This window comes from Microbacterium sp. CBA3102, from assembly GCF_007954505.1.
Lineage (GTDB): Bacteria > Actinomycetota > Actinomycetes > Actinomycetales > Microbacteriaceae > Microbacterium > Microbacterium aurugineum.
Genome location: NZ_CP042412.1, coordinates 77,082 through 98,462, shown reverse-complemented (window position 1 = coordinate 98,462; position 21,381 = coordinate 77,082). Strand labels below are relative to the sequence as shown.

The following is a 21,381-nucleotide window of genomic DNA, read 5'->3' as shown; positions in this document are numbered from 1 at the left end:
TCATGAGCACCCAGACCGAACAGGCCCTCCTCGACAGCATCCCCACCGGTCTCTTCATCGGCGGTGAGTGGATCGACGGCGAGACCGGCGGCACTTTCGACGTGCAGGACCCCGCGACCGGTGCCGTGATCCGCACCATCGCCGACGCGACGCCCGCGGACGGCATCCGTGCGCTCGACGCCGCGGTCGCTGCTCAGGACGACTGGGCTGCGACGGCTCCTCGCGTGCGCAGCGAGATCCTTCGTCGGGCGTTCGACCTCGTGCAGGAGCACAAGGAGGATCTCGCCCTGCTCATGACCCTCGAGATGGGCAAGCCCCTCGCCGAGGCCCGGGGTGAGGTCGGCTACGGCGGCGAGTTCCTGCGCTGGTTCAGCGAGGAAGCCGTGCGCATCAGCGGCCGATACGGCATCAACCCGGAGGGCACCGGCCACATGGTGGTGTCGCAGCGCCCGGTCGGACCGTCCTTCTTCGTGACGCCGTGGAACTTCCCCTTCGCGATGGCGACGCGCAAGATCGCCCCCGCGCTCGCCGCCGGCTGCACCGTCGTGATCAAGCCCCCGGCACTCACGCCGCTCACCACGATCTTCTTCGTCTCGCTGCTGGAGAAGGCCGGACTGCCCGCGGGCGTGGTCAACGTCGTGCAGACGTCGAAGTCCAGCGCGCTCTCGGCACCCATCATCGCCGACCCGCGTCTGCGCAAGCTGTCGTTCACCGGTTCGACCGAAGTCGGCCGCAAGCTGATCGCCCAGGCGGCGGAGGGCGTGCTGCGCGTGTCGATGGAGCTCGGAGGCAACGCGCCGTTCGTGGTGTTCGACGACGCCGACCTCGACAAGGCGGTGGACGGGGCGCTCGCCGCGAAGTTCCGCAACATCGGACAGGCCTGCACCGCGGCCAACCGCTTCATCGTGCACAAGGACGTCGCGGGCGAGTTCGCGAAGCGCGTGACCGAACGTGTCAACAGCATGAAGATCGGTCGGGGCACGGAGGACGGCGTCGCGATCGGTCCGCTCATCGACGCGGATGCCGTCGCCAAGGCCGGCGAGCTCGTCGACGACGCGGTCGGACGCGGTGCGACCCTCCTCGCGGGTGGCAAGGCCGTCGAGGGCACGGGCACGTTCTACGAACCCACCGTGCTCACCGATGTCGTCGCCGGGAGCGCGATCCTCCGCGAGGAGATCTTCGGACCGGTGCTCGCCATCGCGACCTTCGAGACCGAGGATGAAGCCGTGCACCTCGCGAACGACACGGAGTACGGGCTCGTCTCGTACGTCTTCACCGAGAACCTGCAGCGCGGACAGCGGATGATCGACAAACTCGAGACCGGCATGATGGGTCTCAACGTGGGCGTGGTCTCCAACGCGGCTGCCCCCTTCGGCGGCGTCAAGCAGTCCGGCGTCGGCCGCGAGGGCGGGTCCGAGGGCATCCACGAGTACCTGTCCACGAAGTACACGCTGATCCCGGTCTCCTGATTCCGATGCGCGGGGCCCGCGCCGTCGGGCCCCGCCCCACCACACGAGAGGACATGTCATGACCGACTACGCCGTCATCAACCCCGCCACCGGAGAGACGCTGGCGTCCTTCGACACCTTCACCGACGCCCAGATCGAGGAGGCCGTCGCCGCCGCCGACGAAGCCCACCGCGAGTGGTCGCGCTCGTCGACCGTCGCCGAGCGCGCCGCGCTCCTGCACCGCGCTGCCGAGCTGCACCGCGAGCGACGGGAGGAGCTCGCCGACATCTTCGTGCGCGAGATGGGGAAGCCCCGAGAGGCCGCGCTCGGCGAGGTCGACTTCGCCGCGGACATCGCCGACTACTACGCCGACCAGGCGGAGTCGATCATGGCGGACCAGCCGATCGCGATCCTGGGGGAGGGCTCGGCCGTCATCCGCCGCTCCTCGCTCGGACCGCTCATCGGCATCATGCCGTGGAACTTCCCGGCGTACCAGATCGTCCGCTTCGCCGCCCCGAACCTGATCGTCGGCAACACGATCCTGCTGAAGCCGGCGCCGCAGTGCCCGGAGTCCTCGACCGCGATCGAGAAGATCTACCACGACGCCGGCTTCCCGAAGGGCGCCTACCAGAACGTGCTCGCGACGAACGAGCAGATCGCGACGATGATCGCCGACCCGCGCGTGCAGGGTGTCTCGCTCACCGGCTCCGAGCGCGCCGGCGCCGCGGTCGCCGAGATCGCCGGCCGCAACCTCAAGAAGGTCGCGCTGGAACTGGGTGGCTCCGACCCGTTCATCGTGCTCTCCACCGACGACCTCGACGCCACCGTGCAAGCCGGCGTCGATGCTCGTCTGGACAACAACGGACAGGCCTGCAACGGCGCGAAGCGGTTCATCGTGGTGGACGGGCTGTACGACGCCTTCGTCGAGAAGTTCACGGCGGCGATGGCGGCGGTCGAGGCGACCGACCCCATGCTCGACGACACGGTCCTCGGTCCGGTGTCCTCCGAGACGGCCGCGGTCACCCTGCAGAAGCAGATCGACCAGGCCGTCGAGCAGGGGGCGACCCTGCTCACCGGCGGAACGCGCGAGGGCACGTTCTTCGCTCCGACCGTGCTGGCCGACGTGACGCCCGAGATGAACGTGTACCGCGAGGAGCTCTTCGGGCCCGCTGCCGTCGTCTACCGTGTGGCGGACGAGGACGCTGCGGTCGAGCTCGCGAACGACACCACGTTCGGTCTCGGCTCGTACGTCTTCACCACGGATGCCGAGCAGGCCGAGCGCGTCGCCGACAAGATCGAGGCGGGCATGGTCTACGTCAACCTCGTGCTGGCTGACAGCCCCGAGCTGCCCTTCGGCGGTGTCAAGCGCAGCGGCACGGCCCGCGAGCTGGGCCACCTGGCCGCCGACGAGTTCGTCAACAAGAAGCTCATCCGCATCGGCTGAGCGCCACGATGAACGGCCCCTCGCAGACCGCGAGGGGCCGTTCGCGTGCCGTCATCGGAACGCGTGACGAATGGCCTGTCGGTGGAGACATCGAGTGGGAGACAATGGCGGCATGAGCGCGCACACCGACCCCATCGAGACCCTGACCTCGGACCGGAGCTGGGAGCTGCTCGGCACGCAGGAACTGGGACGCCTCGTCACCCATGTGGGCGACACGATCGACATCTTCCCGGTGAACTACGTGGTCGACGGCGAAGGCATCCTGTTCCGCACCGCGCCGGGCAGCAAGCTGTTCGAGCTGACCGTCAACACCGACGTGCTGTTCGAGGTCGACGACCACACCGACACGGATGCCTGGAGCGTGATCATCCGCGGGTACGCCACCGCACTGGAGTCGGATGCCGACGTGCAGCGGGCGGAGGCCGCGGGGCTTCGGCCCTGGATCCCCACCCTCAAGCGCGTCTTCGTGCGCATCGCCCCGACCTCGGTCTCGGGGCGGGCGTTCCGCCGCAGCGCCGAGCCGGAGCGCGACGGTCCCCAGGAGTACTGACCGCACCAGCACTGCGCGGCGCGTGTCCCGAAGGAGATCTCCCGTCCTGAAGGAGATCTCACAGGATGAAGGAGCGAAGACAGCATTCGCTCCTTCAGAGCATGAGATCTCCTTCGTGTGGGTGCCCGGGCGTAGGGTCGAAGCATGGCCAATGTCGCTGAGAACATCGTCAAGACTCTGCACGCCAATGGGATCGACCGGGTCTACGGCATCCCCGGGGATTCGCTGAACGGCTTCACGGACGCCCTGCGCAAGGACGGCACGATCCGATGGGTGCACGTGCGCCACGAGGAGTCCGCCGCGTTCGCCGCCGCTGCGGATGCCGCCACGACGGGAGAGCTCGCGGTCGTCGCAGGATCCTGTGGACCGGGCAACCTGCACCTCATCAACGGACTGTACGATGCGAACCGCTCGCGTGTGCCGGTGCTCGCCATCGCCGCGCAGATCCCCACCACCGAGATCGGCACGGGGTACTTCCAGGAGACGCATCCGCAGGAGCTCTTCCGCGAGTGCAGCGTGTACGTCGAGTACGTCGCCGATCCCGCACAGATGCCGCGCCTGCTGGAGATCGCCATGCGCGCCGCGATCGAGGAGCGCGGCGTCGCGGTGCTCGTGATCCCGGGGGACGTCGCCCTCGCCGACATCGCCGACGATCGCACCGTCGTGATCGAGCGCAGCCATCCCGTGATCGTGCCGAGCGCTGCGGAGCTCGAGAAGGCGGCGACGCTGCTGAACGCGGCGAACAGCGTCACGATCCTCGCGGGTGCCGGTGTGGAGGGCGCCCACGACGAGGTCATCGCCCTCGCCGACACGCTCGGCGCGCCGATCGTGCACGCCCTCCGCGGCAAGGAGTTCATCGAGTACGACAACCCCTTCGACGTCGGGATGACGGGGCTTCTGGGCTTCGCCTCCGGATTCCGCGCGATGGAGGCCGCCGACGCCCTGCTCGTGCTGGGCAGCGACTTCCCCTACGAGCAGTTCTATCCGGACGGTGCGAAGACGATCCAGGTCGACATCCGGGGTGCACAGCTCGGGAAGCGGCATCCCCTCGATCTGGGGCTGGTCGGTGACGTGCGCGCGACCGCCGATGCCCTGCTGCCGCGTCTGGCACGCAAGGACGACCGGAGCCACCTCGACGACGCCACTGCCCACTATCGCAAGACGCGCAAGAAGCTCGACGAGCTGGCGGTGCCCGCGAAGGGCGACCGCCCCATCCATCCGCAGTATCTGGCTCGGCTCCTGGACGAGTACGCGACCGACGACGCGATCTTCACCGCCGACGTGGGGTCGCCGACCGTGTGGGCGGCCCGCTACCTGTCGATGACCCAGGACCGCCGGCTGATCGGTTCGTTCACGCACGGCTCGATGGCCAATGCGCTGATGCATGGGATCGGGGCGCAGGTGGCCCACCCCGACCGACAGGTCGTGGCCCTCGCGGGTGACGGTGGTCTCTCGATGATGCTCGGTGAGCTGCTGACCCTGACGCAGAACGAACTGCCCGTGAAGACCATCGTGGTCAACAACTCGTCGCTGAACTTCGTCGAGCTCGAGATGAAGGCCGCGGGCTTCGTGACGTACGGGACCGGATTGGAGAACCCCAGCTTCGCCGCGATCGCCGAGGCGATGGGGATCTTCGCCCGTCGTGTGGAGCGCAGCGAGGATCTGCCGGAGGCCGTGCGCGAGGTGCTCGCCCACGACGGCCCCGCCCTGTTGGACGTGGTGACGGAACGGCAGGAGCTGTCGATGCCGCCCGCGATCGAGGCCGCCCAGGTCAAGGGCTTCGCGCTGTACGCGATCCGCACGGTGATGTCCGGGCGCGGGGACGAGCTCCTCGATCTCGCCAGGGCGAACTGGCGCCAGTTCTTCTGAGCGGGCGCTCAGCTCTCCAGGTGCGAACGGATCTCGGCGGCTTCACCGTGCCGACCGAGCGACTCGAAGACGTTGCCGAGTTCGAGTGCGGCCACCTGCAGCAGGGGAGGGTGGCCTGCGGCGTGCTCGATCGCACTGCGGTAGACGGGTACTGCATCGGCTGACCTGTCGTTTCCGGCGAGCACGCGTCCGGCGAACAGCTCAGAGCTCCCTGCAGAGCCCAGGTCTCCGAGCGCGGCGAACCCGTCGGCGGCGGTGAGCGCGGCCGCGACCGCCTCGTCGATCCGGCCGAGCTCGGCGAGAGCGCGACCGCGCGAATCCGTGACATCGGCGAGGAGCCACTCCGCCTCGTGCTGCTGCGCGAGCGCGGCGACCTCGTCGAAGAGCGCGAACGCCCGCTCGTCACCACGACCGCCGTACGCCTGCCCGAGACTGTGCAGCACCTCGGTCAGCGCTCCGACGGCGTCGGGTGCGCGGCGCACGATCTCGGCGGCCGACTCCAGCAGCCCGATCGCGTCCTCCTGTTCGTCGAAGCGTGCGAGGATCTTGGCCTGCTCGGTCATCGACATCGCCTGATCGGCGTGCTCTTCAGCCTGGCCGAACAGTTCGGAGGCGTAGCCGTGCGCCCCGACGGCCTGGCCGAACTCACCGGCCGCGCCCAGGGCGCGGGCCAGCATCGATGCCGTCATCGCACGGGAGCCGGCGGCCACCTCCGCGATCTCCTCCCGCTGCAGCACATCGCCGAACAGCTCCGCCGCTTCCTCCGCATCCCCGACCCGCAGCATGGCGCGCGCGAGACGGAAGTCGACACCGGTGGAGTCGCCCCCGGCCTCTCCGGCGAGCCGCGACGCGAGACGGTAGCGCGAAACGGCCTTCTCGGGCTCTTCCGCGTCCTCCCAGAGGGCCCCGGCGAGCAGGTGCGCATCGCCGAGCGCGCGGGTCGCTCCCAGCTCGGCGAGCAGCCGGCAGACCTCGTCCGCATCGGTGGCGCCTTCGACGTAGTTGTCGGTGCCGCCGCGCACCCGCGCCCTGATCTGCAGGGCCTGTGCCCGGTGTCCGGTGCTGAGGTCGTCCTGGGCGAGGAAGCGGTCGAGCAACGTGATCGCCGGTTCCAGGTCGCCCTTGCTGAGCACCGCCGAGATCGCCAGCAGGGTCGTGGTGTTCGAGAGGCGAACGTCCTCGGCCTCGGCGAACGAGCGGGCGGCGACCTCTGCGAGATCCAGTGCCGCATCCGCCTCGCCGGCCTGCAGGTGCAGTGCGGCGCGGCTGATCGCGAGGTCACCGCGCGACCAGGCGGGAAGCGAAGCCGAAGCCGCGTCGGAGATCGCCTCTTCCAGCGCGGCGGTCGTCTCGGGGGTGTTCAGCCCGAAGGTCGCGAGCTCCAGGTGTTCCTCCAGCGCGGCTTGCTCCTCGCGACCGGCGGCTCGGAGCGCGGCGATGCGCTCGGGCAGCAGCTGCAGGGCCTCCTCGGCGCGGTCGAGGGCGATCAGGATGCCCAGACGCATCGACAGCAGCTGGGCGCGCTTGTCGGGATCCTCCACCGCGAGAGCCCGGGGAAGAGCGTCGAGGGTCTCGTGCTCGGCCCCGAACTGGGCGAGCTGCATCGCGCGCTCGAACCATCCGTCCGCATCCACCGGGGCGGCGGACAGGGTCGGGGCGACGAACGCATCCGAGCGGATCGGCACGTCGTACTGCTCCGTGGCGAGGGCGCGCATCCGGTCCAGACTGCGGGCGTGTCCCCGGGTCCCGTCCCGCTCGTCGAACGCGGCGCCGATCCGCTCTGCGGCGGACCAGGCCGCCGCGGCGAGGTCGGTCGCGCTCCAGGGACCGTCGTGCGCGCCGAAGAACGGGACGAGGGAGGGGGCGTCCGCACCGCGCACGGGGGTGTCGCCGTGCCCCGCGGCGGTGACCCGGTCCAGGGCCACGGCGAGGGCGGCGAGGGCGGCGAAATGCGCGTCGACGTTCAGTCCGTCGTGCGCCAGCCAGGCGATGTGCTTCTCCACCATGGCGAGTGCCCGCGCCTCGTTGCCCGTGATCGCGGCGAAGACGATGTTGTTGGCCACGATGCGGAGGTTGTCCGGGTTGTCCTTCGCCAGACGGTAGCTGCGCAGGTGGGCGGTCTTCGCCTCCGCCGGGCGGCCGGCGCGGAGGTAGGGGAGCAGGGCCCGGGAGAGCGCATGCTCCGGCTCCTCGCCGCAGGAGAAGCCGCCCTCGATCATCTCCTCGACCAGCTGGATCGCCTCGTCGTCGCGGTCGGTGTCCGCATAGAAGCCGGCGACCTGACTGCGACCGCAGGCGTCGCAGTGACTGTGGTCGTCGCGGGGAGTGGCCTCGAGCTGCACGCGCAGCGCCTCGGCATCGTCCATGCGACCGGCGTCCCACGCATCCTCGAAGCGTGCGGTGAGCACGCCGCTCAGGCCGAGTCCGGCGGCGCGGTAGTGTGCCTCCATGTCGTCCAGCACGGCGGCGATCTGCTCCTGCGAGAACGAGGGCGAGGACCGCAACGAGGAGGCCATCCACTTGAACTGCCACATCAGGTCGGCGCCGCCGTTGTCGAGGTCGGCGGGGAACCGCTGCGGATCCGCGTCATGGTGCGCGAGGCACCACGCGAACGAGTTCAGCATCACGTCGGTCGCGCCGCCCATGTTGGCCGAAGCCGTCTGCCGCATCCGCGCCTCGTACTCGAGGCGCTCGTCGCCGACCTCGACCGCCAACGCCACGGCTTCCGCGACGAGGGCCTGCTCGGCGGGGCCCCAGGGTGTGCGATCGATCTCCTCGATCAGCTGCTGGAAGCGCTTCTTCGGACGTGCCATGGACGGAACCCTTCGATGGAGAGTCAGCGGACGTCCTCGAAGGGGATCTGATCCCCTTCGAGGCCGGCCGAGAGCGAGACGAGATCGGCGAGCGCACTCGTCATGAGCGCGCGGTCGGCGTCGGCGAGCGGATAGTGCCCGGCGAGCAGTGCCTGGATGTAGAGGAGCTGCACCGTGCGGGCGAACACGGCATCGTCGTGCACGCGCACCAGCGCGCGGACGACACGGTTCGACCAGTTCAGGCACAGACGTGCACGGAGATCTTCCTGGCGTCCGGACGACAGCGTCCGGTCGATGCGGTCCAGCACCCCGCCCCAGAGCGCCCCGGTGACGCCCTTGGTGCGGCCGCGGTCGATCGCGCGCAGCACCTCGGGGTCGGCGACGTAGAGTCCTGCGAGGTCGGGGCGGTCGATGGAGCGCACCACCACGGAGCATCCGGATGCCGTGAGCACGGCCTCGGCGCGGGCCTCCAGTGCGACGGCGGCATCGCGGTCGTCGAGCGGCGGAGGATCGAGGCGGTCCAGCTCGGCGGTCACATCGACCTGCTCGACCGTGACGTGCGGGTACAGGTCGGGAAGCATCCGGATCAGATCGGCGTCGTAGAGATACCCTCCGTTGACCAGTACCTCGCCGCCGGGGGAGATGCCGGCCACCTGGCGGAACTCGTCCACGGTGTTCGCGTACCGGATGTGCGGGTGACGCTCGACGAGGTCGCCGATCCGGAGGGTGCCGTGCGTCGTCTCGACGGTCAGCCAGCGGGAGATGAAGCGGGCCAACTCCTCGTCGTGGCGGACGAGCGACTTCAACCCGACCTCGTGCACGGCGACGAACTGCGCCAGGCGGTGCGGCTCGCTCAGTCCGAGCTCGAGCACCCAGCGGCGGATGCCGGCGCCGAGCTGCTCGCGCACGCGCTCCAGGGCGTCGTCCTCGACGAGCGACTCCCGGCTCGCGGTGGGTGCGAGCCCGGTGGAATCCACCACGGCGCGGACGAAGAAGGCCCACTCGGGCAGCACGTCGTCGACGCGCTCGGAGAGCAGCATCCGTCCCAGATACATGCGCGTCGCCTGACGTGCACCGGGAGGCGGGGCGTAGGGCAGCACGTAGGCGAGGCCGCGGGTGCCGGTGGCCGGCTCGCTCAGCTCGATGACATCGAGAGGGCCGGCCCCGAGGAGGTCGCGTCCGTAGCTCACGGCGGCCTCCGGGTCCTGCGCGGCGTCGAGGAAGGGCGCGTCGCGGGTGATGTCGATGTCGCCGGAGGCGGTGTCGATCGTGACCCGCACCGGCAGGAACTCCCCGAACGTCGTCGCCAGCTCGTGCACGCTGGCCGGGCGCAGCAGGTCTCCGGCGTCGAAGCGCGGGACGAGGTGCACGCTGGTGCCGATCGGCAGGTCCTCGTCGATCTCGGCCACCTGGAACGTGCCGTCCGCACTTCCCGTCCACTCCACGCAGGCCCCGCCGCGGGCGCTGCGGGAGCGGATGACGATCGTGTCGGCGACCATGAAGCAGCTCAGCAGTCCGATGCCGAACTGTCCGAGGTAGTCGCTGCGCGGCAGGTCGAAGATGTCGCGCTTGGAGCTTCGGCCGACGGTCGCGAGCAGATCGGCGACCTCGGTCGCGGTGAGCCCCACGCCGTCGTCGCGCAGCACGAACTCGCCGCTCTCGGCGGTCAGCGGAGTGATCCGGATGCGTCCGCCCCCGCCGTCGACCTCGCGACGCGCCGTGATCGCGTCGCGGGCGTTCTGCAGAAGCTCCCGCAGGTACACCCGGGGGCTGGAGTAGATGTGTCGACTGAGCAGATCGACGACTCCGCGCAGATCCACCTGGAACTGCTGCACTTCAGCGCTCACCGGCGCTCCCTCCTCCTGCACACGCTCGCCGAGCCTAACAAGAACACGCCATCGCGATCCCCGGTTCGGCGCGACCGGATCGATGCCGTATGCTTGTGGGGCAGTTGTTGTCTGCATTCTTTCGCCATGCCTGGGGTCTCCCGATCACGGTCACGGCGGCAGAATGGGGAGAACACCCCGAGACCTCCCGGTCTCTAGGGCGGTAGCTCAATTGGCAGAGCAGCGGTCTCCAAAACCGCAGGTTGCAGGTTCGATTCCTGTCCGCCCTGCGCGTCAGCGCAACGCTGACACACGAAAGGTACATTCAGGATGGATCAGGACGAACCGCGCGGCGAGGTCGTCGCGGCCGGCGCCACCCGCGAGAAGAAGGGCAACCCCTTCTCCCGGTTCTTCGGGAGCATCGCCCTGTTCATCCGCCAGGTCATCGCCGAGCTCCGCAAGGTCGTCACCCCGACTCGCAAGGAGCTGTTCAAGTTCACCGGTGTCGTGCTCGTCTTCGTGATCATCGTCATGGGCATCGTCTACGGCTTGGACACGCTGTTCGCATTCGTGACGCACTGGGTGTTCGGAATCCCTGGCTGATGACCCCCGCGGCTCACGCCGCAGCTATGGAGAAGAAGCAACGTGTCTGAACGATATTCCGACGACGCCGACTGGGCGACCGCCGCAGAGCAGTCCAGCGAGGAGGACGAGGCCCAGGAGGGCAACGTCCTCGCCGCGGAGGAGCTCTCGGTCACCTCGGCCGAGCACGTCGCGGTCCACGTCGAAGGCGAAGACGGCGAAGAAGACGGCACGGAAGACATCGACATCGACATCGACGACCCGGAGGCGGACGCGATCGTGAACGACGCTCTCAACCTGGACGAAGCGGCAGAGTCTGAGGCTGCCGCTGAGGTCCTCAACGAATCTGTGGCCGAAGAGGCCGCCGACCACGACGCGGCTGCGGCCGAAGAGGTCACCCCCTACGACGGTCCCGAGGTCGGTGCCGATGAAGTCCAGAGCGACGAGGACTCCGCGGCGGACGAGGGTGCGGAAGAAGACCCGTACGAGGCCTTCCGTATGGACCTGCGCATGCTCCCCGGCAAGTGGTACGTCATCCACTCCTACGCCGGTTTCGAGCGCAAGGTGAAGGCGAACATCGAGCAGCGCAAGTCGACGCTCGAGGTCGAGGACGAGATCTACCAGGTCGAGGTCCCGATGGAAGACGTGGTCGAGATCAAGAACGGCCAGCGCAAGATGGTCACCCGCGTGCGCATCCCCGGCTACGTGCTGGTGCGCATGGAGCTCACGGAAGACACCTGGTCGGTCGTGCGTCACACCCCGGGTGTCACCGGCTTCGTGGGCAACGCTCACAACCCGACGCCGCTGCGCTTCGAAGAGGCCTTCAACATGCTGAAGTCGCTCGTCGAGGTCAAGGACGTCCCCACGGCCAAGAACATCGCGTCGAAGGGCGGCGTCGCCGTCGCTCGTCCGCTCCCCGCCGAGGTCGACTTCGAGGTCGGCGAGACCATCACGATCAAGGAAGGCTCGTTCGCGGGGCTTCCCGGTTCGATCAGCGAGATCAAGCCCGAGAGCGGCAAGCTCACGGTCCTCGTCTCCCTCTTCGAGCGCGAGACCCCGGTCGAGCTGTCGTTCGACCAGGTCACCAAGATGGTCTGACGCACACATCCTTCACGAGAACGGCCGTCCCCTTCCGGGGCGGCCGTTCTCGCGTCCCCCCGTCCGTTGCGGGATCAAAAACGCGCCCGGGAACCCTCCGCGAGGAACGTTTTTGATCCCGCAACCGGCGATCCGGGGGCGATCCCGGGACGGGGGCGGGGCGGGGACGGACGGGACGGGCGGGACGGGGACGGGAGGGGGCGGGGGATGAGGTAGAATTGTGTGGTTTGTGTGCCGCTTCGGCGTGCGCAGAGACGACCACGGTTCGGAAACGCCGGATCTGTGGGAGAAGCGGATGCTCCGGTATCCGATTCGATGAAAGGAAAGAGAATGGCACCGAAGAAGAAGGTGACCGGCCTGATCAAGCTTCAGATCAACGCCGGTGCAGCCAACCCGGCGCCGCCGATCGGCCCCGCGCTCGGTCAGCATGGCGTCAACATCATGGAGTTCTGCAAGGCGTACAACGCCGCGACCGAGTCGCAGCGCGGCAACGTCATCCCCGTCGAGATCACCGTCTACGAGGACCGCAGCTTCACGTTCATCCTGAAGACCCCGCCCGCCGCGGAGCTCATCAAGAAGGCCGCAGGCGTCGCGAAGGGCTCTTCGACCCCGCACACCGTCAAGGTCGCGAAGATCACCAAGGACCAGGTCCGTCAGATCGCAGAGACCAAGCAGGCCGACCTGAACGCGAACGACGTCGAGGCTGCTATCTCGATCATCGCCGGCACCGCCCGTTCCATGGGCATCACGGTCGAGGGCTGAGGAGAATAATCATGGCTACCAAGTCCAAGGCTTACAAGGCTGCCGCCGAGAAGATCGAGGCAGACCGTTTCTACACCCCGGCCGAGGCCGTCGCCCTCGCGAAGGAGACCGGCTCGTCGAAGTTCGACTCGACCGTCGAGGTCGCGCTGAAGCTCGCTGTCGACCCCCGCAAGGCGGACCAGATGGTGCGCGGCACCGTCATCCTGCCCCACGGCACCGGTAAGACCGCCCGCGTCATCGTCTTCGCCACCGGCCCCGCGGCCGAGGCAGCGATCGCCGCAGGTGCAGATGAGGTCGGCGGCGCCGAGCTCATCCAGAAGGTCGCCGACGGCTGGACCAACTTCGACGCCGCGGTCTCCACCCCGGAGCTCATGGGCCAGGTCGGTCGTCTCGGAAAGGTGCTCGGACCGCGCGGTCTGATGCCGAACCCGAAGACCGGCACCGTGACCCCGAACCCGGCCAAGGCCGTCGAGGAGATCAAGGGCGGAAAGATCGAGTTCCGCGTCGACAAGCACGCCAACGTGCACTTCGTCGTCGGCAAGGCCTCCTTCACCGCAGAGCAGCTGGGCGAGAACATCGGCGCAGCGCTCGAGGAGATCGTCCGCCTCAAGCCGTCGAGCTCGAAGGGCCGTTACATCCAGAAGGGCGCCGTGTCGACCACGTTCGGCCCCGGCATCCCGCTGGACGTCAACGCCATCTGAGTCTGACTCGCAGAGAACGCCCTCGGGTTCGCCCGGGGGCGTTTTCGCGTCCCTGCACCCGGGCTCCGCGTGCGCGGTGAAACGAAACGTCATCGGATGAGGGAAACCGGCGGCCCCCGCGTACTGTGAGGAAGTTCCCGCGCCGGTCACGTAAACTCGCACCGCGCTTCACACCCCAGGAGGGTCCATGTCCCGTCGTCTCATCGCCGTCACCGCACTCGTCGCCGCTGCCGCGGTGCTCACCGCCTGCAGCGGGTCGAGCACTCCCGCGAGTACTCCGGGCGGCGGAGACGGATCCGCGAACGCCGACTTCGGGCTGGTGCAGGAGGGCACGCTCACGGTCGCGACCGAAGGCACCTATCGTCCCTTCAGCTTCCACGACGACGGCGGCGCGGGAGACCTCACGGGCTTCGACGTGGAGATCATCCAGGCCGTCGCCGACAAGCTGGGCCTCGAGGTGAAGTTCCAGGAGACGCAGTGGGATGCGATCTTCGCCGGGCTGGATGCGGGACGGTTCGACGTCATCGCGAACCAGGTGTCGGTCAACGACGAGCGCGAGGCGAAGTACCTCTTCAGCACCCCGTACACGGTCTCACCCGGCGTCATCGTGGTGGCGGACGACGACGACTCGATCTCGTCCTTCGCTGACCTCGACGGCAAGTCCACCGCGCAGTCGCTCACGAGCAACTGGTATGAGCTGGCCACGGATTCGGGGGCCAAGGTCGAAGCGGTCGAGGGCTGGGCCCAAGCCGTCGAGCTGCTGCGCCAAGGGCGTGTGGATGCGACGGTCAACGACAAGCTGACCTTCCTCGACTACGAGACCACCAACAGCCCCACCGGGCTGAAGATCGCGGCCGAGACGGACGAGGCCGGCACCCAGGCCTTCGTCTTCACCAAGGACAAGGACGCGCTGGTCGAGGCCGTCGACGGCGCGCTCGAGGAGCTCCGCGCCGACGGCACCCTGGCCGAGATCAGCGACAAGTACTTCGGCGAAGACGTCACGAAATAGCCGATGGAGAGTCCCTGGCAGCTGTTCCTCGATGCGCTCGGGCCGATCGCCTGGGCGGGTCTGACGGCGACGGTGCCGCTCGCGTTGCTGTCGTTCGCGCTGGGACTCGCGATCGCGGTCGGTGTCGCTTTGATGCGGATCTCGGTGAATCCGGTGGTCGCGGGGGTCGCGCGCTTCTACATCTCCGTGATCCGGGGCACGCCCATGCTCGTGCAGCTGTTCGTGATCTTCTACGGCATGCCGTCGGTAGGGATCACGCTGGACCCGTGGCCGAGCGCGATCATCGCACTGTCGCTCAACGTCGGCGGCTACGGTGCCGAGGTCGTGCGTGCGGCGATCCTCTCCGTCCCGAAGGGGCAGTGGGAGGCCGCCTACACGGTCGGCATGAATCGCACGCGGACGCTCACGCGCATCATCCTGCCCCAGGCGGCGCGGGTGTCGGTGCCGCCGCTGTCGAACACCTTCATCTCCCTCGTCAAGGACACCTCTCTCACCTCGCTGATCCTGGTCACGGAACTGTTCAAGGTGGCGCAGCAGATCGCCGCGACGACCCTCGAGTTCATGGTGGTGTACCTCGCGGCCGCGCTGGTCTACTGGGTGTTCTGCCTGGTGCTCTCCTTCGGACAGAGCGCCCTCGAGAGGAGGCTTGACAGCCGTGTCGCCCACTGAGAACACCACCGACGCCCTTCTCACCGCCCGCGGTCTCCGCAAGAGCTTCGGTGACAATGAGGTGCTGCGGGGCATCGATCTGACGTTGCACCGCGGCGAGGTCGTCGTGCTCATCGGCCCCAGCGGTTCCGGCAAGACCACCGTCCTGCGAGCGCTCAACGGACTCGAGACCCCGGATGCCGGCACGATCGTGGTCGCGGGTGGCCCCGACCTCGACTTCGCCCCGTCGGCGAAGCCATCGCCGCGGGAGCAGAAACGCAAGCGGCTCGCGCTCCGGGACCGCTCCGCGATGGTGTTCCAGCATCACAACCTCTTCCCGCATCTCACCGTGCTCGAGAACGTCATCGAGGGGCCGTGGCGGGTGCAGGGGCGCCCGAAGGCCGAGGTCGTCGCCGAGGCGCTCGTGCTGCTCGACAGGGTGGGGCTGAGCGACAAGGCCGATGCGCGTCCGCATCAGCTCTCGGGTGGGCAGCAGCAACGGGTGGGCATCGTGCGTGCCCTCGCCCTCAAGCCCGACCTGCTGCTGTTCGACGAGCCGACCAGCGCGCTCGACCCGGAACTGGTGGGCGAGGTGCTCCTGGTCATCAAGGAGCTCGCGGACGAGAACTGGACGATGGCGGTCGTGACCCACGAGCTGAGCTTCGCCCGCGAGGCCGCGGATCATGTGCTGTTCATGGACGGCGGGGTGGTCGTCGAACAGGGGCCTCCTGCCGAGCTCTTCCGCGCGCCGAAGCACGAGCGCACGCAGCGTTTCCTCACGCGCATCCTCCGCCCGCTCGACGGCGCCTGACCACTCGCGGTCGCGGGCGACGGCTGGAAGGATGACGTGATGGGCACCATCGACGACTACCTCGCTGAACTCGACCCCGCGGATCGTGAGGCGATCGACCGGGTCTACGCGGTCGCCCGCCGGGAGGTTCCGGATGCGGAACAGGGCAAGGGATACGGCATGCCGGCACTCGTGCACCGCGGCAAGGCACTCCTCTCGGTGATGCGCGCCAAGAAGCACATCGGCATTTACCCGTTCAGCCCGGACGCGGTCGCGGCGGTCGCGGGCCTGCTCGAGGGCGGTCCCGGGATCAGCGTCGACAAGGGCACCATCCGATTCCAGCCCGAGCATCCGATCCCGACCGCGGTGCTCGAGAGCCTCGTGCGGGCGCGGCTCGCACAGATCGACGGAGCGTGAACGCCGTCAGCCTCGAAGCACCGGAAGCACGAGGCTGACCGCGATCGTGATCATCACCACGGCGATCACGGCATCGAGGATGCGCCAGGAGAGCGGGGTGCGCAGCCAGCGCCCCAGATAGCGCGCGCCGAAGCCGAGCGCGGTGAACCACAGGATGCTCGCGGCGATCGCTCCGCCGGCGAACAGCCAGCGGTCGTCGCCGTGCGTGGCCGCGATCGATCCCAGCATCAGAACCGTATCGAGGTACACGTGCGGATTGAGCCACGTGAGCGCGAGGGTCGTCAGGATGACCGGTGCCAGTCGGGGGCGGACGAGTGTCGACGTCGCGCTGTGGGGGAGCGGCGCGCTCGGATCCACGGCTTCCGTCTCGTCCACCCGGAGCTCCTCCCCGCCGCGCCACGCACGACGTGCGGCGAGGACGCCGTAGGTCAGCAGGAACAGTGCGCCCGCCCACCGGGCCACGACCACGAGCCACGGGGCCGCCGAGAGGACGAAGCCCAGCCCCGCCACCCCGGCGGCGATCAGGGCGGCGTCGGAGGCGGCGCAGATGATCACGACGGCGAGCACGTGCTCCCGGCGGATCCCTTGACGCAGCACGAAGACGTTCTGCGCGCCGATGGCGACGATGAGAGAGAGTCCGAGTCCGAGCCCGGCGAGGACGGTGAGCACGGGTTCAGCCTAGGAACCGTTGGACATGAGAGGAAGCGATGGTTTCTTCAGAACCATTAGTATCCCTAATGTGAGGATCGACCCGGAATTGGCCACCACCCTTGCCGCGATCGTCGATGAGGGGACGTTGGACGCCGCATCGAGGCGTCTGCGGATCACGCCGTCCGCGGTGAGTCAGCGGCTGAAGATGCTCGAGCAGCAGCTCGGCCGCATCCTGCTCGTGCGCGCCAAGCCCGCGCGGGTGACGGAGGCGGGGGAAGCGGTCGTGCGGCTGGCGCGACAGGTCGCCCTGCTCGAACACGATGCTCTGCTCGGCGTGGGCATCGACGAGGCCGGCGGGACGCGTCGCATCAGCATCCCGCTGGCCGTGAACGCCGACTCGATGGCGACGTGGTTCCTCGCTCCGCTCGCGCGTCTGTCCGCCGGGCACGACATCGACTTCGATCTGCATCGTGATGATCAGAACTTCACCGCCAGATTGCTGGAGTCGGGCACCGTGATGGCTGCGGTCACCAGCGAGGCGGCTCCCGTCGCCGGGTGCTCGGTGTCGCCGCTCGGGGTGCTCGAATACCGGGCGATGGCGGAGCCGGGGTTCGCGGCGCGTTGGTTCCCCGAGGGGGTCACGACGGAGGCGTTGGGGTCGGCCCCCTTCGTGGACTTCGACCGTCGAGACACGTTGCAGCACGAGTGGCTGCGTGCGATGTCGGTCGGGCAGGAAGGCGTGCCACGGCACTACGTCCCCGCCTCGAACGACTACGCGCTCGCGGTCGGTCTGGGCCTCGGCTGGGGAATGGTCCCGCTGCTCCAAGAGCGACCGGGCCTGGTTCCGCTGGGCGGGCCGACCCTGCGCGTGGAGCTCTACTGGCAGCAGTGGAACCTGCGCTCGGAACTGCTCGACACCATCGCCGGGGAGGTCGCCGCCGAGGCCCGCCGTGTGCTCGGCGGCACCGGGGTCACGCAGACGGCTTCTCGTCCGGAGCCGCCCCGGAGGCCAGGGCGTGCAGCAGCCGGGTGAGGCTCCCGATGTCGGCGAGGCTCCACTCCGCGAGCGTCTCGAGCAACCGGCCCTCCTGCGGAAGCCGGGCGGCAGCGAGGCGCTGTGCACCCGTCGCCGTCAGCTGCAGCAGGAACGAGCGGCCGTCGGTGGGATCCGCCGAGCGCTCGATCAGGCCGAGCTCCTCCAGTTCCCGCACCGTCCGGCTGACCTGCCCCTTGTCGATCAGCATCCGCTCGGACAGGGTCGACACCGTCACCTTCTCGCAGCGCGCGATCGTGGTGAAGACCTTGTAGGCCCCGGGCAGCATCCCGGGGCTCACCCGGTTGGCGTTCTCGGTGATCACACGACGGAAGTGCGTGATCAGTTCGCCGAACTCCGCTTCGAGGGCGCGGACCGCCTCGGCCCGCGCCTCCGGAGTGTCGAGCACGTCGTCAGCGGCCCGCATCGGATGCCGTATCGCCGCGGTCGTCGCCGGATCGGCTGATCACGGTCACGGAACCGGTGGATGCTCCGGAGAGCGCCTCCGCGTCGGCGATCGCGACGTCTGCGGCATCCTCCACGGAACCGTCGGACGCCTGCTTCCCGGAGGCATCCGCCCGAGCGCGCTCGGAGGTCGTCATCGTGGTGAGCGGACGGTTCGGAAGGAACAGGATCGCGATCAGGCTGATCACCGCGAGCGGGATGCCGATCAGGAACGCGTGCGAGATGGCCTGCGCGTAGAAGTCCTCGATGATCGAGCGCACGGGCTCGGGGAGGAGCCGGACCTGGGGAAGAGTGCCGGACGAGAGCTGTGCGGCGACCTCGGCGCCCTTGTCCCCGAGCTTCGCGATCGCCGCGCCGATGCGCTCCTTGCCGTCGGAGAACAGCCCGGTGAGGCTGTTCGCGAGCACGGCGCCCATGACCGAAACGCCGATCGTGCCCCCGAGGCTGCGGAAGAACGTCACTCCGGAGCTGGAGACGCCCATCTCACTCGGCTTCGCGACGTTCTGGACGATGAGGACGAGGTTCTGCATCGTCATGCCGACGCCCGCGCCCATCACGAACATGTAGATCGAGACGAGGATGAAGTTCGTGTCGTAGTGCAGCGTCGACAGCATCACGGAGCCCGCGATCAGCAGCACCGAGCCGAGGATCAGGTACCCCTTCCACTTGCCGAAGCGGGTCACCAGCTGACCGACGACCATCGAGGAGATCAGCAGGCCCGCCATCATCGGCAGCGTCATCAGTCCGGCCTCGGTGGGGGTGGCGCCGCGCGACAGCTGCATGTACTGCGCGAGGTAGACCGAGGTTCCGAACATCGCGACGCCGATGGAGATCGATGCCAGCACCGACAGGGTGAACGTGCGGCCGCGGAACAGCGTGAGCGGGATGAGCGGCTCGCGCACCTTGAGCTCGACGATGATGAACGCGATGGTCGCGATGATCGCCGCGCCCACCATCAGCACGGTCTCGGTGCCCCACCAGTCGAAGGTCGAGCCTGCGTTGGTGATCCAGATGAGGATGAGCGAGACGGCGGCCGAGAGCAGCACGATGCCGACGTAGTCGATCGAGACCTTGCGCGTGCGCTCGGTGCTGATGCGCAGCGTCTTCTGCAGGATGATCAGGGCGGCGACGGCGAAGGGGAGCGCGACGAAGAAGTTCCAGCGCCAGTTCGCGACGTCGGTGATCCACCCGCCGAGCAGGGGGCCGCCCACGGTCGCGACGGCCATCACGGCGCCGAACAGGCCCATGTAGCGGCCGCGCTCACGCGGACTGATGATGTCGGCCATGATGACCTGGCTGAGGGCGGCCAGTCCGCCACCGCCGATGCCCTGGATGGCGCGGAACGCGATGAGCGTGTTCGTATCCTGCGCGAAGCCGGCGGCGGCCGTCGCGGCCACGAAGATGACGAGGGCGAGCTGGATCAGCAGCTTGCGGTTGAACAGGTCGGCGAGCTTGCCCCAGATCGGTGTGGAGATCGCCGTGGTGAGGAGCGTTGCGGTGATGACCCAGGTGTAGGCGGCCTGGTCTCCGCCGAGGTCGTGGACGATGACCGGCATCGAGGTGGACACCACCGTCGTCGCGATCATCGAGACGAACATGCCCAGAAGGAGCCCGGTGAGGGCTTCGAGCACCTGCCGGTGCGTCATCTTGACGGGGGAGTCCGTGGTCATGCGGGACCTTTCGCTGTCGTGAACGGGGACGCGGCGACGGCTCTGGCGCGCACGAGATGGTTGAACTGGGTCAACTATACGTCGATCGTTGATTTACGTCAACCATCTTCGACCGCGGAGGGACTGCGCGCGATGAGCGCGGAGCATGCGCGAAATCGCCTTGTCCTGTTCGGAGGCGTGGATGAGGATGAGGGCACAGCGGGGATGCGAGGCTTCTGAGGGGCAGCCGTTCTCAGACATCCACGCGATCGCCTGATTCCTGAGGGGGACACCAGGAGGCGCCTCGACCCAGGCGGTGAGCGCCAACGGCACCGCGCAGGTCAACTACTGCATCGCCGTCACGCTGCCGACCACCGCGCTCAACGCCGCGCAGGGGCTCACGATGTCCCAGACCTGGCACATCCAGGGGACGTCGTCGTGACGCAGCTGACCCGGCGCAGTGCGCGCGCGCAGGCGGAAGGGATTCGCGCGGACGAAGGCGCCGACGTCCGGACCCCGGCACGTGTCCGAACACGGCCCGGTCGGACGATCGGCGATGCGCTCCTCTGGCTCGCCGCGCTGGCCGGCGTGATCTGCATCGTGCTCGTGGTCCTGGCGTTCACGGCGTAGATCACCCTGATCCTGTTCCGGACGGGGTCGATGTCGCCCACGATCCCCGCCGGATCCGTCGCAGTGGTGCAGCGGATCCCGGCGAGTGGGATCGAGGTCGGAGACGTCGTGACCGTGGACCGCGTCGGAGAGCTTCCGGTGACGCACCGCGTCACGACCATCGCACCCGGGGTCGGGCCTGAAGAGCGGATCATCACCATGCGCGGAGATGCGAACGCCTCGGAGGATCCCTTCCCGTACACGGTCTCCAGCGTGCGGATCGTCCTGTTCTCGGTTCCCGGCGTCGCGACGCTGATCGTCGGCATGGGCAACCCCGTCGTGCTCGGCACACTGACCCTGGCGGCGACGACGCTGGTCGTCTGGGCGTTCTGGCCCCGCACGCATCGTCGTGCGGATCGGGGCGGTCGTATCGGAGCAGGCGGGCGAGGCGGATGAGGCGTGTCTTCGGGATCCTCACGATCGCGGCCGCCGCGGTCATGACGCCGAGCGCTGCCTGGGCGGCGCCGACCACGCAGGTCATCCAGGGAGAGGTGCTCCGCCTCGTCTCGGTGGCGGACTGGGATGCCGCGGCCGGCCTGCTTCCCGGGGCACCGGTGCGATGGGACGTCGCTGTGAGCGCGGATGCTCCCGACCCCGGTGTGGTGCGGATCGGCGTGAGTGCGACCGGCACGGCCCGACTGCTCGTCGACATCTCGACGTGCTCGCGGGCCTGGCGCGATGCCGGATGCCCCGGGTCGGAGACGGTGCTGCGCACGGAGTGGCGGATTCCGCGGGACGGTGCGGTGGTCCCGCTCGCCGAGATCAGCGACGCCGACACCGCCCATCTGCGCCTCTCCGTCGCTCTCGACCCGGCCGATGGCGCGGGCAGCACCGACCTGCGCGTGATCGCGACGGGGGCGGGGGAGACCGCGGACGTCGGGCTCGGAGGAGGCCTCGCGAGCACCGGCCCCGCGCCCGGGGCTCGCTGGGCGGTCGTCGGCGGAGTGCTCCTCGCGG

At 68.8% G+C, this 21,381-nt stretch carries 21 protein-coding genes and 1 tRNA gene; 17 read left to right on the top strand and 5 right to left on the bottom strand.

Going from position 1 to position 21,381, the window contains the following annotated elements; genetic code table 11:
• The first annotated feature begins 2 nt into the window (after nucleotides 1–2).
• The 4 genes from FGL91_RS00500 to poxB all read left to right on the top strand — a co-directional run bounded on the left by FGL91_RS00500 (nucleotide 3) and on the right by poxB (nucleotide 5,311).
• Entirely contained in the window at nucleotides 3–1,469 is a 1,467-nt protein-coding gene (locus FGL91_RS00500; RefSeq protein WP_153242777.1) for an NAD-dependent succinate-semialdehyde dehydrogenase, read from the top strand.
• 58 nt (nucleotides 1,470–1,527) lie between these two features.
• Nucleotides 1,528–2,892: an NAD-dependent succinate-semialdehyde dehydrogenase gene (locus FGL91_RS00495; protein ID WP_047522354.1), complete on the top strand. Its 1,365-nt coding sequence runs from the start codon at nucleotides 1,528–1,530 to the stop codon at nucleotides 2,890–2,892.
• A 112-nt stretch (nucleotides 2,893–3,004) separates the two neighbouring features.
• Nucleotides 3,005–3,442: a pyridoxamine 5'-phosphate oxidase family protein gene (locus tag FGL91_RS00490; protein WP_047522352.1), complete on the top strand. Its 438-nt coding sequence runs from the start codon at nucleotides 3,005–3,007 to the stop codon at nucleotides 3,440–3,442.
• A 144-nt stretch (nucleotides 3,443–3,586) separates the two neighbouring features.
• Entirely contained in the window at nucleotides 3,587–5,311 is a 1,725-nt protein-coding gene (gene poxB, locus FGL91_RS00485; RefSeq protein ID WP_153242775.1) for a ubiquinone-dependent pyruvate dehydrogenase, read from the top strand.
• An 8-nt stretch (nucleotides 5,312–5,319) separates the two neighbouring features.
• Here poxB and FGL91_RS00480 read toward each other — a convergent pair whose 3' ends face one another.
• Together FGL91_RS00480 and FGL91_RS00475 are read right to left on the bottom strand one after the other, a co-directional pair.
• The gene (locus tag FGL91_RS00480; RefSeq protein WP_153242773.1) at nucleotides 5,320–8,124 is read right to left on the bottom strand and encodes a hypothetical protein; all 2,805 of its coding nucleotides are present in this window, start codon (nucleotides 8,122–8,124) and stop codon (nucleotides 5,320–5,322) included.
• A gap of 23 nt (nucleotides 8,125–8,147) precedes the next feature.
• Nucleotides 8,148–9,971: an HSP90 family protein gene (locus FGL91_RS00475; protein WP_227991781.1), complete on the bottom strand. Its 1,824-nt coding sequence runs from the start codon at nucleotides 9,969–9,971 to the stop codon at nucleotides 8,148–8,150.
• A 196-nt stretch (nucleotides 9,972–10,167) separates the two neighbouring features.
• Between FGL91_RS00475 and FGL91_RS00470 the strand changes: the two genes are divergently transcribed.
• From FGL91_RS00470 to FGL91_RS00430, 9 genes are all read left to right on the top strand, one after another.
• Nucleotides 10,168–10,240: transfer RNA gene (locus tag FGL91_RS00470), tRNA-Trp, on the top strand.
• A gap of 40 nt (nucleotides 10,241–10,280) precedes the next feature.
• The gene (gene secE / locus FGL91_RS00465) at nucleotides 10,281–10,553 is read left to right on the top strand and encodes a preprotein translocase subunit SecE (RefSeq protein WP_017201518.1); all 273 of its coding nucleotides are present in this window, start codon (nucleotides 10,281–10,283) and stop codon (nucleotides 10,551–10,553) included.
• 42 nt (nucleotides 10,554–10,595) lie between these two features.
• Nucleotides 10,596–11,630 carry a transcription termination/antitermination protein NusG gene (gene nusG / locus FGL91_RS00460; RefSeq protein ID WP_047522345.1) on the top strand — a complete coding sequence of 345 codons (1,035 nt, stop codon included), beginning with the start codon at nucleotides 10,596–10,598 and terminating at the stop codon, nucleotides 11,628–11,630.
• Nucleotides 11,631–11,960: 330 nt separating this feature from the next.
• Nucleotides 11,961–12,392 carry a 50S ribosomal protein L11 gene (gene rplK, locus FGL91_RS00455; RefSeq protein WP_033106100.1) on the top strand — a complete coding sequence of 144 codons (432 nt, stop codon included), beginning with the start codon at nucleotides 11,961–11,963 and terminating at the stop codon, nucleotides 12,390–12,392.
• 11 nt (nucleotides 12,393–12,403) lie between these two features.
• On the top strand, nucleotides 12,404–13,093 hold the full coding sequence (gene rplA / locus FGL91_RS00450; RefSeq protein ID WP_047522875.1) for a 50S ribosomal protein L1: 690 nt from the start codon (nucleotides 12,404–12,406) through the stop codon (nucleotides 13,091–13,093).
• A gap of 187 nt (nucleotides 13,094–13,280) precedes the next feature.
• Entirely contained in the window at nucleotides 13,281–14,102 is an 822-nt protein-coding gene (locus FGL91_RS00445) for an amino acid ABC transporter substrate-binding protein (protein ID WP_153242769.1), read from the top strand.
• Between the two features lie 3 nt (nucleotides 14,103–14,105).
• Nucleotides 14,106–14,771, top strand: a complete 666-nt coding sequence (locus FGL91_RS00440) for an amino acid ABC transporter permease (protein WP_047522873.1) — start codon at nucleotides 14,106–14,108, stop codon at nucleotides 14,769–14,771.
• On the top strand, nucleotides 14,758–15,561 hold the full coding sequence (locus FGL91_RS00435; protein ID WP_153242767.1) for an amino acid ABC transporter ATP-binding protein: 804 nt from the start codon (nucleotides 14,758–14,760) through the stop codon (nucleotides 15,559–15,561). The genes FGL91_RS00440 and FGL91_RS00435 overlap by 14 nt, the downstream gene beginning before the upstream one ends.
• Before the next feature lie 39 nt (nucleotides 15,562–15,600).
• Nucleotides 15,601–15,957, top strand: a complete 357-nt coding sequence (locus FGL91_RS00430) for an iron chaperone (RefSeq protein ID WP_153242765.1) — start codon at nucleotides 15,601–15,603, stop codon at nucleotides 15,955–15,957.
• Between the two features lie 6 nt (nucleotides 15,958–15,963).
• On the opposite strand, the gene FGL91_RS00425 is transcribed toward FGL91_RS00430, so the two are convergent.
• The gene (locus FGL91_RS00425) at nucleotides 15,964–16,626 is read right to left on the bottom strand and encodes a LysE/ArgO family amino acid transporter (protein WP_153242764.1); all 663 of its coding nucleotides are present in this window, start codon (nucleotides 16,624–16,626) and stop codon (nucleotides 15,964–15,966) included.
• 70 nt (nucleotides 16,627–16,696) lie between these two features.
• On the opposite strand from FGL91_RS00425, the gene FGL91_RS00420 reads away from it, so the two are divergent.
• Nucleotides 16,697–17,641 carry a LysR family transcriptional regulator ArgP gene (locus FGL91_RS00420; RefSeq protein ID WP_194239284.1) on the top strand — a complete coding sequence of 315 codons (945 nt, stop codon included), beginning with the start codon at nucleotides 16,697–16,699 and terminating at the stop codon, nucleotides 17,639–17,641.
• Here FGL91_RS00420 and FGL91_RS00415 read toward each other — a convergent pair.
• Nucleotides 17,580–18,068: a MarR family winged helix-turn-helix transcriptional regulator gene (locus FGL91_RS00415; protein ID WP_153242760.1), complete on the bottom strand. Its 489-nt coding sequence runs from the start codon at nucleotides 18,066–18,068 to the stop codon at nucleotides 17,580–17,582. The two genes, FGL91_RS00420 and FGL91_RS00415, sit on opposite strands and share 62 nt — an antisense overlap.
• On the bottom strand, nucleotides 18,055–19,776 hold the full coding sequence (locus FGL91_RS00410; protein WP_153242759.1) for a DHA2 family efflux MFS transporter permease subunit: 1,722 nt from the start codon (nucleotides 19,774–19,776) through the stop codon (nucleotides 18,055–18,057). The genes FGL91_RS00415 and FGL91_RS00410 overlap by 14 nt, the downstream gene beginning before the upstream one ends.
• 295 nt (nucleotides 19,777–20,071) lie before the next feature.
• Here FGL91_RS00410 and FGL91_RS19210 point away from each other — a divergent pair, with 295 nt between their 5' ends.
• From FGL91_RS19210 to FGL91_RS00405, 3 genes are read left to right on the top strand one after another with little or no spacing between them, the layout of a single operon-like run.
• The gene (locus tag FGL91_RS19210; RefSeq protein ID WP_265491361.1) at nucleotides 20,072–20,197 is read left to right on the top strand and encodes a hypothetical protein; all 126 of its coding nucleotides are present in this window, start codon (nucleotides 20,072–20,074) and stop codon (nucleotides 20,195–20,197) included.
• The gene (locus FGL91_RS18990; RefSeq protein ID WP_227991779.1) at nucleotides 20,194–20,385 is read left to right on the top strand and encodes a hypothetical protein; all 192 of its coding nucleotides are present in this window, start codon (nucleotides 20,194–20,196) and stop codon (nucleotides 20,383–20,385) included. The genes FGL91_RS19210 and FGL91_RS18990 overlap by 4 nt, the downstream gene beginning before the upstream one ends.
• 30 nt (nucleotides 20,386–20,415) lie before the next feature.
• The gene (locus FGL91_RS00405; RefSeq protein WP_227991777.1) at nucleotides 20,416–20,820 is read left to right on the top strand and encodes a S24/S26 family peptidase; all 405 of its coding nucleotides are present in this window, start codon (nucleotides 20,416–20,418) and stop codon (nucleotides 20,818–20,820) included.
• Nucleotides 20,821–21,381: the final 561 nt, after the last annotated feature.

What these genes read in the sequence shown, in the direction of transcription:
- FGL91_RS00500 (WP_153242777.1), top strand. Translation starts at nt 3, where the DNA reads ATGAGCACCCAGACCGAACAGGCCCTCCTCGACAGCATCCCCACCGGT.
- FGL91_RS00495 (WP_047522354.1), top strand. Translation starts at nt 1,528, where the DNA reads ATGACCGACTACGCCGTCATCAACCCCGCCACCGGAGAGACGCTGGCG.
- FGL91_RS00490 (WP_047522352.1), top strand. Translation starts at nt 3,005, where the DNA reads ATGAGCGCGCACACCGACCCCATCGAGACCCTGACCTCGGACCGGAGC.
- poxB (WP_153242775.1), top strand. Translation starts at nt 3,587, where the DNA reads ATGGCCAATGTCGCTGAGAACATCGTCAAGACTCTGCACGCCAATGGG.
- FGL91_RS00480 (WP_153242773.1), bottom strand. Translation starts at nt 8,124, where the DNA reads ATGGCACGTCCGAAGAAGCGCTTCCAGCAGCTGATCGAGGAGATCGAT.
- secE (WP_017201518.1), top strand. Translation starts at nt 10,281, where the DNA reads ATGGATCAGGACGAACCGCGCGGCGAGGTCGTCGCGGCCGGCGCCACC.
- rplK (WP_033106100.1), top strand. Translation starts at nt 11,961, where the DNA reads ATGGCACCGAAGAAGAAGGTGACCGGCCTGATCAAGCTTCAGATCAAC.
- rplA (WP_047522875.1), top strand. Translation starts at nt 12,404, where the DNA reads ATGGCTACCAAGTCCAAGGCTTACAAGGCTGCCGCCGAGAAGATCGAG.
- FGL91_RS00445 (WP_153242769.1), top strand. Translation starts at nt 13,281, where the DNA reads ATGTCCCGTCGTCTCATCGCCGTCACCGCACTCGTCGCCGCTGCCGCG.
- FGL91_RS00440 (WP_047522873.1), top strand. Translation starts at nt 14,106, where the DNA reads ATGGAGAGTCCCTGGCAGCTGTTCCTCGATGCGCTCGGGCCGATCGCC.
- FGL91_RS00430 (WP_153242765.1), top strand. Translation starts at nt 15,601, where the DNA reads ATGGGCACCATCGACGACTACCTCGCTGAACTCGACCCCGCGGATCGT.
- FGL91_RS00415 (WP_153242760.1), bottom strand. Translation starts at nt 18,068, where the DNA reads ATGCGGGCCGCTGACGACGTGCTCGACACTCCGGAGGCGCGGGCCGAG.
- FGL91_RS00410 (WP_153242759.1), bottom strand. Translation starts at nt 19,776, where the DNA reads ATGACCACGGACTCCCCCGTCAAGATGACGCACCGGCAGGTGCTCGAA.
- FGL91_RS00405 (WP_227991777.1), top strand. Translation starts at nt 20,416, where the DNA reads ATGTCGCCCACGATCCCCGCCGGATCCGTCGCAGTGGTGCAGCGGATC.